Annotated in this window: 10 protein-coding genes; 1 reads left to right on the forward strand and 9 read right to left on the reverse strand. The window is 40.9% G+C overall.

Going from position 1 to position 13,570, the window contains the following annotated elements:
• Nucleotides 1–175 precede the first annotated feature (175 nt).
• Nucleotides 176–1,567, forward strand: a complete 1,392-nt coding sequence (locus tag NSMS1_RS01395) for a malic enzyme-like NAD(P)-binding protein (protein WP_224090324.1) — start codon at nt 176–178, stop codon at nt 1,565–1,567.
• Nucleotides 1,568–1,831: 264 nt separating this feature from the next.
• Here the strand turns inward: NSMS1_RS01395 and minE are convergent, their stop codons facing one another.
• The 9 genes from minE to NSMS1_RS01440 form a co-directional block, all read right to left on the reverse strand.
• A complete protein-coding gene (gene minE, locus NSMS1_RS01400; protein WP_224090325.1) occupies nt 1,832–2,119 on the reverse strand; it encodes a cell division topological specificity factor MinE in 288 nt (95 codons plus the stop codon).
• Between the two features lie 32 nt (nt 2,120–2,151).
• Nucleotides 2,152–2,958: a septum site-determining protein MinD gene (gene minD / locus NSMS1_RS01405; protein ID WP_224090326.1), complete on the reverse strand. Its 807-nt coding sequence runs from the start codon at nt 2,956–2,958 to the stop codon at nt 2,152–2,154.
• A gap of 45 nt (nt 2,959–3,003) precedes the next feature.
• Nucleotides 3,004–4,119 carry a septum site-determining protein MinC gene (minC, locus tag NSMS1_RS01410; protein WP_224090327.1) on the reverse strand — a complete coding sequence of 372 codons (1,116 nt, stop codon included), beginning with the start codon at nt 4,117–4,119 and terminating at the stop codon, nt 3,004–3,006.
• Between the two features lie 81 nt (nt 4,120–4,200).
• Nucleotides 4,201–5,547, reverse strand: a complete 1,347-nt coding sequence (locus NSMS1_RS01415; RefSeq protein ID WP_224090329.1) for a four-carbon acid sugar kinase family protein — start codon at nt 5,545–5,547, stop codon at nt 4,201–4,203.
• 33 nt (nt 5,548–5,580) lie between these two features.
• Nucleotides 5,581–6,240 (reverse strand): hypothetical protein, encoded by a 660-nt coding sequence (locus NSMS1_RS01420; protein ID WP_224090330.1) that lies wholly within the window; start codon nt 6,238–6,240, stop codon nt 5,581–5,583.
• Between the two features lie 62 nt (nt 6,241–6,302).
• A complete protein-coding gene (locus tag NSMS1_RS01425) occupies nt 6,303–7,547 on the reverse strand; it encodes a DNA-processing protein DprA (protein ID WP_224090331.1) in 1,245 nt (414 codons plus the stop codon).
• 6 nt (nt 7,548–7,553) lie between these two features.
• Nucleotides 7,554–9,545 (reverse strand): RecQ family ATP-dependent DNA helicase, encoded by a 1,992-nt coding sequence (locus NSMS1_RS01430; protein ID WP_224095416.1) that lies wholly within the window; start codon nt 9,543–9,545, stop codon nt 7,554–7,556.
• Between the two features lie 250 nt (nt 9,546–9,795).
• Nucleotides 9,796–11,385 (reverse strand): uroporphyrinogen-III C-methyltransferase, encoded by a 1,590-nt coding sequence (gene cobA / locus NSMS1_RS01435; protein ID WP_224095417.1) that lies wholly within the window; start codon nt 11,383–11,385, stop codon nt 9,796–9,798.
• Between the two features lie 57 nt (nt 11,386–11,442).
• The gene (locus NSMS1_RS01440; RefSeq protein ID WP_224090332.1) at nt 11,443–13,164 is read right to left on the reverse strand and encodes an ATP-binding protein; all 1,722 of its coding nucleotides are present in this window, start codon (nt 13,162–13,164) and stop codon (nt 11,443–11,445) included.
• Nucleotides 13,165–13,570: the final 406 nt, after the last annotated feature.

Consider the following 13,570-nt stretch of genomic DNA (forward strand, 5'->3'; position numbering starts at 1 on the left):
TGTTAAGATTACTAGTTTAAAATTATTCAAGATGGTTTGGCAAAATTCTTGTAGGTGTATACAACTCTCAGCCATACTTATCCGGTGGCTGATTTGGATGTGAGGTTTTATCGCAAAAATAGAATTTTCTGTAACAATTTCGATATAAAATCTAAAATCCAAATCCTCAATTAAGATGGCAGACTTAACCCCCAATTCTAGTTTTAGTGTTACTCTCCGGTTGCAGATTCCCAATCGTGTGGGAATGTTAGCATCTATTACTCAAGCGATCGCATCCACTGGTGGTAATCTTGGTCAAATCGATTTAATCGAGCAAACTCGGCAGATATCTGTACGTGACTTGACGGTTGATGCTGCAAGCACTGAACACGCGGAAACTGTTGTGCAAGCAGTCAAAGCTATACCTGATATCAAGGTGGTCAGTGTTTACGATCGCACCTTTAATCTACATCGTGGTGGCAAAATTAGCATCACCAGCCGGATACCGCTCAAGAGTGTGTCTGATTTAGCAATGGCTTATACTCCTGGTGTGGGTCGGATTTGTACAGCGATCGCTCAAGACCCCGCAGAAGTTTATAATTTAACGATCAAACAAAATACGGTTGCCATTGTCACCGATGGTAGTGCGGTTTTAGGTTTGGGTAATCTCGGCCCCTATGCAGCTTTGCCAGTGATGGAAGGTAAAGCCATGTTATTCAAGGAATTTGCTGGGTTGGATGCTTTTCCTATTTGCTTGGATACCCAAAATACAGATGAAATTATCCAAGCAGTAAAAAATATTGCTCCTGTTTTTGGTGGAGTAAATTTGGAAGATATCGCCGCGCCACGCTGCTTTGAAATTGAGCAAAGATTACGCGAGGAATTAGATATCCCCGTATTTCACGATGACCAACATGGTACAGCGATTGTCACCTTGGCAGCTCTATTTAACTCCTTGAAACTGGTAAACAAATCAATCGCTGATATCCGTATCGTGATTAACGGCGCTGGTGCGGCTGGTGTGGCGATCGCTCGTTTACTACGGAAGGCGGGAGCGGATAAAATCTGGATGTGCGACTCTAAAGGAATTATTTCTACTAGTCGTACTGACTTGAATGAAGAAAAGAAAGAATTTGCTGTGAAAGCTCAAGGTACACTAGCTGGTGCAGTCCAAGGTGCAGATGTATTTATTGGTGTGAGTGCGCCTGGGGTGTTAACACCAGAGATGGTCAAGTCGATGGCGAAAGACCCAATTGTCTTTGCTATGGCTAACCCCATTCCCGAAATTCAGCCAGAAGTAATTAATAACGATGTGGCTGTAATTGCTACTGGTCGCAGTGATTACCCCAACCAAATTAATAACGTGTTGGCTTTCCCTGGCGTATTTCGTGGTGCTTTAGATTGTCGGGCAAGGACAATTACTACGACAATGTATTTAGAAGCAGCTAGTGCGATCGCTTCTTTAGTTAATCCCTCAGACTTAGATCGAGAACATATTATTCCCTCTGTTTTTGATGAACGTGTTGTGACAGCAGTTGCGGCGGCTGTGCAACGTGCAGCACGGGAAGAAGGAATTGCGCGGGGTTAATACTAATTCCCAATGTTGTCTAGTTAAGAAATAATTCTTGTAGGGTAGGCATCTTGCCTGCCCTGAAAATATGCAAGATACCTAGCCCATACCATTAAAATTATTCTGTACTTTATTATAGTTGGTAGTTTAGCGTGTATATATTATGGTTTCTTAGGAATTGCCTAAAACCATTACCATGTATAAAAAATATTAAGCAGCATAATTTGACGATGTAATTTTAGCTGACATCGTTAATCAATGAGATCAAACTGTGCTGCTATTTTATGATGTTTCGTCCGAGGGTAGCTCTGGTTTGACCCGGCGAATGGGTAAGTTAGCAATCAAGGCGGTTGTTCTTTGATTGCTTTCTAGGGCAAATTCTAGACCATCTGCTTCTACTTCTACATAGCGGCAGACGATATCTAAAATCTCTTTCCGCATTTTTTCTAGAGTTTCAGGGTCTAAGCCGGCGCGGTCGTGAGCAATGACGACTTGCAAACGACGTTTGACTTGAGAACGGCTGGTGTCAGAACCACGTAAAAAAAGTTTATCTAATAATTCGAGGATCATTGCGGATAAGTATGCAGAGATTGGAAAGTAGGTTACACAATCTTAGTCCATAACAATCTTCGCAGGCGGGCGAAGATACTGTCGTGGGGTGCGTCAAGGTCGAGAAATTCAACCGTTTCTCCTTCTAGTCTGCGAGCAATATTCTCAAAGGCTACGGCAGCTAGGGAGGGGGTATCAGCTAATACTAGAGGTTCGCCGCGATTGGTGGAAACAATAACACGCTCGTCATCAGGAAGTACCCCAATTAAAGGTATTGCCAGAAGTTCCTGGACATCCTGAACAGACATCATATCATTTGCTCGTACCATCGCTGGTCTGATGCGGTTGATAATGAGGTGGACGCGCTTTACACCTTGAGCTTCGAGTAAGCCAACTACTCTATCAGCATCTCGGACGGCAGAAATTTCCGGGGTGGTGACAATGAGGGCTTCTTTGGCTGGGGCGATCGCATTTTTAAAGCCGTTTTCGATCCCGGCTGGGCTATCGATGATAACGTACTGGTACTTCTGCGCTAAAGCGTTTACCAATAGCTTCATCTGTTCGGGCGTTACCGCGTCTTTTGTCCGGTTTTGCGCTGCTGGTAGCAGGACAAGGTTTGGCTGGCGCTTATCTTTGACTAATGCTTGTTCTAAGCGGCATTCTCTTGATAGAACTTCTACAGCTGTGTAGACGATCCGATTTTCTAGCCCTAGTAGCAAATCTAAATTCCTCAGACCAAAATCCGCATCGACAAGGGCGACTTGACGACCTATTTTAGCTAAGGCCATCCCCAAGTTTGCCGAGACTGTAGTTTTACCCACCCCTCCCTTACCGGAGGTAATTACGATAATGCGCGTCATGATAACTATGTGCTGGATTTATGGTTAGACAAATATATTAAATATTTATGGTGTTTGGTTGATCTTACTTATTTGATTTCGGGAAAAATCAGTAGCTCTAACGATACGTATGCCTTGAGTAGTAATATGTGCTACTTCTGGATAAAAGTGCGTCGGCGATTTTTCTGGCGCTCTAGCTACAGCATCCGCGATTCGCAATTGGGTAGGTTCCATTTGCAATGCCATAATCAGGCACTCGCGGTTTCCCGCAGCCCCAGCATGAGCAATTCCTCGCATACGACCCCACACCAGAATATCCCCATCTGCCACTACGATACCACCTGGATTGATATCTCCCAATAAAATTACTGTACCTGGATGGCGTATTTCTACTCCAGAACGGATGGTCATTTCCAGATAAAGTGCGTCTGCTTGGGGTGTGGAAAGTGCTTTTGATTCAGAACTGAGGGCCGTTTGGGGTTGTAATTGTTCTACAGAATAACCGGATGTAACGGCGGCGATCGCAGTTTGTCGTCTACTAGTGGCGACTGATTTGAGTTGCAACTGCACTTCACTAAAGGTTTCAGCGAGTTGTTGCAGTTGTCTACCATCTAATAGGCGGTCATAGGCTACTAGGTGTACAGATGTATTCCGAGTACGCAAGCGATCGCCTGCATTTAAACGGAACTTTAACTGTTGCCAAATATCAGCCCAAGTAAATTCTGTTGCAGGCACTTGTAACTCTGTAGGTAGAACTACTAATAATCTTCCCGCTTCAGTTTTTAATTGTACTTGGATGTTATTTTTAACTTTACTCTCAGCTACCACTTCAGGCGCATCAAGACTCTCAAGACTCAACAAACTAGAATTAGTTTCTACTTCAGTTTCCTGAGTATTTGGTTCTAAATTTAGGTCTAATTCGAGGTTAAGTAAGTTTATATCAGTTGGGGTAGAATTTACCTGCTCATCCACAATTGACGAGTCGGACTCAACCTCAGTAACTTCAGAATTTGACTTTAAATACTGAAGAACAGAATTTAGTTCCGCATCAGGAATAACAGAGTTAGATTCTGCATCGGGGTGTGCAGAATTTGCCTCAGAATTGACAACGGTAGAATTATACTCTGCGTCGGAAAATGCAGAATTTGACCCTAAATTGGGGATGGCAGAATCAGAAGTCATGCAGTACCAGCCATAAAGACAAGGGACAGACCCGGTAATTACCAATATTAAACTAGTTGCTTATTACAACAACATCCTTACTTAAGTATTTTTAGTTAATCTTTGATAAACTTTTCCCAAGGCATTAGTATCACCTACGTTACCTGGGAATAATACTACTGGTAAATTGGGGAACTGTGGGTGGTTAGATGATGTTATCACCATTGAACAACCTGGTAAAATTTGCCCTAGTAATCGGGCTGAAGTTAAATCTAATCCTGTACTTAATACATCATTGGAAGTAATTCCACCTTTGCTAATCAGAAAGCCGATATCATTAGGTAAGTTATGGACAATATCCATCAATAAACTTGACACTTTCAGTCCAAAATTTAAACGAGTTTTCACATCCTTAAAGGTGAGTTCTTGACGGCTGGTGTAAACTACTGGTGTTTTCCCTATTTGGTGTACTTCCTCAACCTTTGTTTTGATTTCAGCTAACAGTTTATTTGCTGCATCTAATTGTTCATCAAGTAATCTTGACACATTCACCTCAATTCCTACCGTTCCCGCCTCTTGTAACAGCGCTTCTAATTGTTGTGTCGTCTTTTTTACATGGGAACCAACTATCACGGCTCCTGGTTTACCTTTACGTACATACTCAGCCATATTTTCGGCGGCGACTGGTTGGGGAGGTAAGGCAGCTAAGGCAGTTAAAATACTAGCAGCACTACGAAATAAAAAGCGTTTACCTTGACTGGCGGCGGCTAATACATCGACAGCAAAATTATTGAGATCAGCTTGAGTTTCCCCATCAACTACAGCACACTGATTAGCTGTAAGCTTGAGCAAGCGTTCTAAGCTTCCCTGACGTATGTCATCCAATAAAAATCTTTCTACAGATTCAGCTTGAATCTTACCTTGAGTTTTTTCTTCCACATACTTAGGTAAGTAACTGTGATGATAGGAGAAAACTGAATCACGGGCGAATTCAGTTTCATGGACTGGGGTAGGTACACCATCGATAATTAGGTAGTGGATGCTATCGAGGGTGATGCGTCCTCCCTCGCTACGCGAGGCTTCGCCAACAAAAAAGGCCGGAACGAGAAAATGAGCATCAAACGGGCCGAGTTCTTGGGCGATCGCATCTGTTTCGATGGGATAATGCCCGCGCAAGGTAGAATCAGAACGGCTAACTACGAGAAAGTCGTCCACACCTTCAGCCGCCAGTGCTACCTTCAGGTTTTGACAGACTTCTTTGGTAACAGATGCGGCTGATTCTGGGGTTAAAGCTCTGGTATTGGTCAGTATAAAGAAAATTGGTGCATCATCCCGTAACCCTGCGCGTAAAGTTTCCACATCCCAACGCATCAGCAGCAAACAGCTATGAACTGTTTGAGAACCTGTAGGATCATCATCCAAGACAATAATTTTTGGTTTGTTGCTCATAAGCGTGCTGAGTGCTGAGTTGGGAGTGCTGAGTTAAGATTGTAATTTTCTTAATTGTGCTTCTACATCAAGACCAATCTGCAATACTTGATTGATAATTTGACCATATTCGCTTGCCTGGGTATTTTCTTGGATGGCTTGAATATTGGTTAAATGATTGACAAATAACTCTTGTTGATTAGCAAGCAGTTTTTTATTATCCCGCAAAAGCCGCTCTGTTTTCAAAGCTTGGACTAAATCTTCTCGCAACAGTTGCAGAGTGGTAATAACTTGATCCCTATCTTCAAGACTATTATCTAAGTTCCCTGACACCGCTAATTGGTCGTTGACATCAACGGCTACAATTAAGGCGTGATATTGGTCAACTGCATCTAAAAGCTTGGTGAGGGTTTTGGAAGTTTTGGCACGTTGAGCAAGCGATCGCCCCAGTAACAGCACTACTGCGACTATAATGAATAAAATTATACCTAATTGAATCGCTGAACCAATTGTTGGCAGGATAATTAAGGTATAAATCAAGCCAACAATGATTATAGATAATACAAATACTAAAGATATTTCCTGCTGCCAAAATTTTAAGCGCTGTTGACTGTTGCCAATAGTTCCAGGACGAGAAACTCTATCTGGTGACACTCCTATTAAGCGTCTCAGTTCTCCTTTACTAATTTCTAAACCTATCAAGTCTGGTTGCACAACTGGATACTCCTGTGGGGGTGGGAGTTGTGCAATTATTTTAATGTGGTTTGGTAGCTGTTTTACGCCAATAAAGAAAGTTGAGTAACAGATTCATTAGCAACATAAGCCACTGGCTTATTAATTTTTCTCACTTTCCCCTGTTGAACTGCTTTTTTTAACCACTCTTGCATTTGCGATGGTTGGACTTCTAAACAATGCGCCAGAGTTTTTGCATCTTTCGGTTGCTGTAAATGATTAAGGATGAAAGGTAAAACAGCTTCATAGATGTTTTGTGGAGTTGATGTTAACTCTCGTGCTTGTTTATCCTGGACTATTTCTGTAGAAGTTTGGTTTATTTGAGGATGAGTCTCAACCGCAGAAGTAGCTTCTACCAAAAGTTTTTTTAAGGAACTATTCCCAAGTTCACCAGGAAAAGGTTTTGCACCTTGATTGTATAGCTGCTGATTACCTTCTGAGGCGGTAGGAGACATTCGCACAAAAACTGGAATTTCCTTGAGTTTAGAAAGGGCTTCTACTGCACCAGCCCAAGTCCCGCCTTGACCGAAAGCAGAATTAACTACAAGCGCATAATCAGCTAGGGCGTAGACATACTTGTTACGCCCCATTGCGTTCCCAGCATTAAAACCAGCATCAGGATCGTAACTAGAAATGAGGGTTAGTCTACCTTCTTTAATACTGGAGCGATACTTGCCATTTACTGCGGCTTTAGTCAAACTATCCGCCAGTACACCTACAGATGTGCCTCCATCATTCAAAATACTTAACATAGCCTCTTGATCTACACCACGGGCTGCACCGGAAATTACCTGTATTCCATCTAATGCACTAGCTTCTGCAACTTTTCGCGTATAAGCAAGTAACTCTTCATCCACATCACGGGAACCAACAATTGCTAGCCCTCCCTGTGATAAAAGTTCTCTATTACCAACACCATAAAGAACGGCTGGTGCTGAATGTTTTAGTCGCTGCTTCAGCAGTTTAGGATACTGTGCGTCACTGCGTCCAAGTATCCATAACCCGCGACTTGTCCATTTCTCTACGGCTAAACTTAGCATTGCGCCCCGTTCTAGTAAAGCTAATAGCCTCTCAGGGTCAAGTTTATTGATATGGAGTTGTTTTAATTGTTTTTTTGCTGTTGGTTCGAGTAAATGTGCTGGACGCATTTCCTGTTGCAGCAACCATTCAGCTAAAGAATTATATTCACTTAAGGTTAACGGTTGCGGTTCAATTTGGCGACTTTGCCCAAAGCTTGCACACAAGAGCAAAATTGCTTGAGTATCCGGTGGTAAAATATGATTTAACATCGTCTTCTAGTCGCCTTGACTTAATGTATTGAGGGCTAATGCAACAGGAAACACCTGTCCACTACCAGCACTGCGTAAAAGCGCCGCAATTACAGTAAAAGTCCAACGGGAATCTACCATATCATCAACTAAGAATACAGAACCACCAATTCCTGGCCAAGCATCAATTTTAAATGCACCATCCAAATTATGAGCTTGTTGGTAACTGTTGCTCATAGATTTTTGTAGCTGTGTTTGCTTAACCTTTAGCACAATTGGCATGAAAGTTATACCGAGTTTTTCAGCTAATCTTTGAGCAAAATTTGGTACAAGTTCTGGACGATTTAATGAAGGCACACAAGTCACCCAAGTAGGAAACGGCTGTGGTTGCCAACGTTGAATCATGTCAACAGTAGCTTGCACCAATACATCATCAAAATAATTATCTCTATATTTACCTTGTTTTACCAATTCACCCCAACCAGCATCACCCCATAATGATAATGCCCTTCCTGGTTCTGCTCTTAAATTATTACTAATATTTCTAGGGTTATAAGATGATGGCCATTGTTTACGCGGTTCAATAATTTGTTCACTGCGACGTAAATATAAAACCGCTTTATTTACCATTTCTATTGAACAAATTACTGGTAACAAAGGTCTACCTAAGCAAGCAGCACATTTACCACAGTTTCGCGGATTTGCATCGTCTAATTCGTTTCCCAAAAAAGCCATTAAACATTGTTGACTTTGCATATATGCTGACATTGTGGCTTGTTCTGCGCGACGAATTGCTGTTAATTTGGCAATCTTTTCTTCATCTGGTTGATAATTAATAGCAGTCGCATACCATTTAGAATCTATTTTAGTAACTGGACTAGGAAATTCCAATGATAACAGTTTTAAAACTTTGTCTATTTGTCCTCTAGCAAGATTTAATCTTTGTTCTAATTGTGGTACTGAAAGACCTTCTTCTTCGTTCAGTAGGTTGAGAATCTGTTGAGTATGAATTTGGGGAGGGAAAGCTGTATTAATAAAGTAGTTAATAATTTCCTCATCTTCATCACCACTCAAAAGAATACCATAAGCAAGGTCTACTGCTCTACCTGCTCTACCTACTTGTTGATAATAGTGGACAACGGAACCAGGGCGTTGATAATGAATTACAAAACCTAAATCTGGTTTATCAAAACCCATACCTAAAGCTGTAGTTGCTACTAAAGCTTTAATTTGATTATTTAGTAGTTCGTCTTCTAATGTTTCACGAAGCTCATTTTCTTTTATATCGCTATGGTATGCCTTAGCATTAATGTTTTGAGTTTGTAACCAATTAGCAACCCGATTAGCATCTCTCACTGTTAATGTATAAATAATCCCGCTTCCTGGTAGTTGAGGTAATTGTTCGGCTAACCATGCGATTCTTGCGGCTGGGCTGGGAAGGTAAATATTTTGTAACCGCAGGCTTTCTCTAGTTAAATTACCTCTCATAACACGCAAATTTGAACCTAATTGAGCGATAATATCATCGACAACTCGGTTATTAGCGGTAGCCGTTGTAGCGAGGATGGGAATATTTTGTGGTAGTGCTTGTAAAATTCTCACAATTCGCCGATAATCTGGGCGGAAGTCATGTCCCCAATCGGAAATACAATGGGCTTCATCAACCACAAATAAGCCTATGCGCTGAGATATTGGTAAGAGAATATTTTCTCTAAAATCATCATTAGCTAGTCTTTCAGGGGAAATTAGTAAAATATCTACTTGTCCTGCTAATAATTGTGTTTTGACGGTTTCCCATTCATCTTTATTACTAGAGTTAATTGTTGCAGCCTTGATGCCAATGCGTTTTGCGGCTGCAATTTGATTTCGCATCAAGGCTAGTAAGGGTGAAATTAACAGAGTAAAACCCAGACCTTGATCTCTCAATAGCTTTGTTGCTAAAAAATAAACTAGGCTTTTACCCCAGCCAGTACGTTGAACGACGAGTAAACGCGATCGCCTTTCGATTAATTCTTCTATTGCTTCCCATTATCCTGTGCGAAAATTAGATGTTGGGTTGTCTAATGTCTGACGTAAGAGTATTAATGCTTTTTCTTTATTTGGAGTTACCATATATACACTGTGATTAATTATTCTTGTTTTAGCATCAAAAATAACTAGTATCAGTAATAATAAAGAAAAAAGTGTATAAATTTGGTTGTTTTCTAAACGTAAAGGAATGAGAGGTAAGCACAGAGGGACGCTGAGGAGTGTGGAGTTGAGGAGGGTTTTATAGTTTTAATGACCAATGTATGATGGCTTGGGTTAGTCCATCTAGGGTGTATTCTTGGGCTTCTATATCTACTCGACCCAATAGGGTATGGCAAGTTTTTGAGGTTTGGGGGCCGATGGAAGCAATACATACTCCTTCTAAAGCAGTGGCGATGTTATTAGGAAATACGTTCTCTACAAGTTGGCAGAAAAATTGCACTGTTTTAGAACTGGCAAAGGTAATTACATCTATTGTGCGGTTTTTTAATGCTTGTTCTGCTGCTGCGGGGATACTTTTAGGACAGGAAGATTGATATGCTGCAACTTCTATTATTTCTCCCCCTTTAGCAGAGAGTTCTTTGACTAAAATTTCTCGTCCACCACTTTCTACTCTAGGGAATAATATCTTTTTTCCTAACAGTGTTTCAGGGAAGTTTTCTACTAAGGAATCAGCAACAAAATTAGGCGGAATAAAATCAGGTTGAAGTCCTCTTTGTTTAAGACATTGGGAAGTTTTTTCACCAACAACAGCGATTTTTACTCCAGCTAAAGCGCGAGTATCTTTATCTTGAGTGTTGAGTCTTTCAAAGAAATAATCAACGGCGTTTGTAGAAGTAAGAATTAACCAGTCAAATTGAGATAAATTAGCGATCGCCTGATCTAATTCCTCCCAACTAGAAGGGGGAACTATTTCTAAAGTTGGCATTTCAATTACTGTAGCGCCAAATGCCGTTAGGCGATCGCTAAATTGATTCGATTGTCCCACGGAACGGGTGACTAAGATAGTTTTACCAGTGAGGGGGAGGTGGGAAGGTGAGGGAGATGAGGGAGATGAGTTAATAGTCATAGCCATAGATGTGGTTGAGTTCTCTGAAGATATTTTCTCAGGTTGTAGGTAATTACGTAGCCCAACAACTTCACCAATGACGATGACAACTGGGGAGAGGGATACACCAGCCGTCTGTTCTAAAATATTGCCCAGTTGACCAGCCCAAACTTGTTGACTAGGGGTTCCTGCCCAGCGAATAATGGCTATGGGTGTGAGGTGCGATCGCCCTCTGCGTAAAAGTTCATTTACAATATCTGCAAGGTTTTTCCCACCCATCAATATTACCAGTGTATCTAACCGTGACAGCGCTTCCCAGTCTAAAGCTTCAACTTCGTGGGCTGTCAAGACTGCAAAGCAGCGACTCATCACGGGATCTGTGAGAGGTATTCCTGCTAATAAAGGTGCGGCTGTGGCTGAGGAAATTCCCGGTACTACTTCAAATGCACAACCTGCGACTTTCAAAGCTTCAATTTCTGAGGTACACCGTCCAAAAATAAAGGGGTCGCCTGATTTTAACCTGACGACTAATTGACCTTCTTGGCAGAATTTAACTAATAAATTATTAATGTCGGCTTGGGGTGTGCTGGGTTTACCGCCACGTTTGCCTACATCTATTTTGAGACAATCAGATGATACACACTCTAACAATTGCTCATCTACTAGGGCATCATAAACTAACACTTGAGCCGCCGCCAAAAGATTATCAGCTTTTACTGTCAGGTATGCGACATCGCCAGGCCCCGCGCCGACAAGGTAGACTTTACCCTGTTGTTCAGTCATAGTCATTAGTCCATAGTCATTAGTCCGTAGTCCATAGTTATTTTCCTCTGACTTGTACTAAATTTCTTGATCTGGAAGAAATAAAGTAAATTGACTCCCCACGCCTAAAGTAGATTTTACACTCACATCGCCACCGTGTAATCGAGCTAATTTACGTGTTAAAGCTAAACCTAATCCTGTACCTTCGTATTGACGATTTAACCGACTATCTAACTGTTTAAATGGCTCAAATAAAAATTGAAAGTGATTGGAGTCGATACCAATTCCTGTATCTGATACTGTAAAAGTGATGCCTTCAGATATTTTATTGACTGTCAAAGATACTTCCCCGACTGGGGTAAATTTAATCGCATTGGTGAGTAAATTAAGTAGCATCTGCTTAATGCGACGCTCATCTGCTATAAAAATGTTTGCTTGTGGGTCAATTTCATAAGTGAGTTTTAAGCCTTTAGCAGTGGCGCGATCGCTTACTATGGATAAGACCTCATGACACACATCTACTACTAGCAAAGGTACAAGAAATAATTCCTCTTTACCTGCTTCTACCTTTGATAAATCCAAAATATCATTAATCAGCGCCAGTAGATGTTCTCCACTGCTGTATATACCATCTATATATTCTTTTTGTTTTTCATTGAGCGAACCAACTATTTCCGCTTGCAACAACTGCGACAAACCCATAATTGCATTCAGGGGTGTCCGTAGTTCATGACTCATAGTGGCTAAAAATTCACTTTTAGCTCGACTACCAGCTTCTGCGGCTGCTTGGGAAGTAAGAAGTTTCATTTCCGTTTGTTTGCGTTCAGTAATATCATCAATCATGGCTAAAAAATACTCTGGTTCACCATGAGAACCAGGAATTACGGAAACAGACAGCTTAGTCCAAATTAAATTACCATCTCGATGTATAAAGGCTCTCTCAATGTTTAGATGTGGTTTTCCACCTAGTTGCTTGATATCTCTGGAGGCTGCGATAATTAGTTTTTTATAAAGCTCTCGATCTCCCCGTTGTGGGCAAATATAATCGGTGAAATGCTTACCACATAACTCTACTCGTTGGTATCCTAACATTTGACACAAAGCCGGGTTAGCATCGACTATTTGCGCCTGCATATCCACAAGCCCAATACCAATAGAGGATAGTTCAAAAATTCCTCGAAATTGCGCTTCGCTCTTACGTAAGGCTTCCTGTGCTGTATTGCGTTCTCTGGCTTCGATAGCTAGGGAAACAAAATCTGCAATTGAACCTGCAAAATATTCTTCTTCTGGTGTCCAATGGCGCACTTCACCACAATGTTCATGACATACTACACCTAATAAACGTCCACCTACCCAAATAGAAGCATCAAGTAAGGATGTAATACCGAAAACCGATAGATAAGTAGCAGATAACTCTTGAGTTCTTTTGTCGTTAATGGCATCGTGTACAGCAATGCTGCGTTCTTCCTCCAAAGTTTGAAAGTAAACTGGATAACTCGCTTTTAATAGAGACTGTCCCGAAGTATGAACTTGCTGATTAACATCATATAAATCCATACACTCAAGCGCTGAAGCATTCTGGTTATATAACCACACACTAACCCGTGCAACTAGAAGTGTTTCGGCAGCAGCTTGTGTAATTTCTTGAAGTACAGCATTGAGAGGTTCTTGCTGAAATGTTTTGCTCCTTGCCAATTGCACTAGGGTCTGATTTTGTTTACGTCGCACGTTTTGTGTGTTTCGCACACCCTCCTGATTTGCCTGGCTTTCTGTAACATCTGGAACCACTAGCACCTGCATTTGTTTTCTCTGGAAAGAAATCACTTTGCCTTGCAGTTCTGCAAAGAGAGTAGAACTGTTTTTATTACTACAATTACGCCAGCAACTTTTACATATCTGGAAAATCTTTTTTTCTTTAAATTGATGAATTTAAAATGAAATATAGACACATTTCTGCATCAAAAGCTACGCAAATTTATTTAATTTTCATCGTATATAATTACAACCAGACTAAGCGATCGCACTGAAAAAATAAATTTAAAGTTTTTATAACTTGAGTATAACAAATTTAACATAAATAAATTTATTTACTGATGTCAAAAGTAAAATAAAGACAAATATTAAGTGTTTTTAATTTTTGTCTTTTACTTTTTGCAACATAATCTCACCTGTGGAAAGATACCCCAGAAGTGGAAGTCTGTAACAA

The organism is Nostoc sp. MS1 (assembly GCF_019976755.1).
Classification (GTDB): domain Bacteria; phylum Cyanobacteriota; class Cyanobacteriia; order Cyanobacteriales; family Nostocaceae; genus Trichormus.

Excerpts from the sequence above, each read along its gene's own strand:
- NSMS1_RS01395 (WP_224090324.1), top strand. The coding sequence starts at position 176 with ATGGCAGACTTAACCCCCAATTCTAGTTTTAGTGTTACTCTCCGGTTG.
- minE (WP_224090325.1), bottom strand. The coding sequence starts at position 2,119 with ATGATCCTCGAATTATTAGATAAACTTTTTTTACGTGGTTCTGACACC.
- minD (WP_224090326.1), bottom strand. The coding sequence starts at position 2,958 with ATGACGCGCATTATCGTAATTACCTCCGGTAAGGGAGGGGTGGGTAAA.
- minC (WP_224090327.1), bottom strand. The coding sequence starts at position 4,119 with ATGACTTCTGATTCTGCCATCCCCAATTTAGGGTCAAATTCTGCATTT.
- NSMS1_RS01415 (WP_224090329.1), bottom strand. The coding sequence starts at position 5,547 with ATGAGCAACAAACCAAAAATTATTGTCTTGGATGATGATCCTACAGGT.
- NSMS1_RS01425 (WP_224090331.1), bottom strand. The coding sequence starts at position 7,547 with ATGTTAAATCATATTTTACCACCGGATACTCAAGCAATTTTGCTCTTG.
- cobA (WP_224095417.1), bottom strand. The coding sequence starts at position 11,385 with ATGACTGAACAACAGGGTAAAGTCTACCTTGTCGGCGCGGGGCCTGGC.
- NSMS1_RS01440 (WP_224090332.1), bottom strand. The coding sequence starts at position 13,164 with ATGCAGGTGCTAGTGGTTCCAGATGTTACAGAAAGCCAGGCAAATCAG.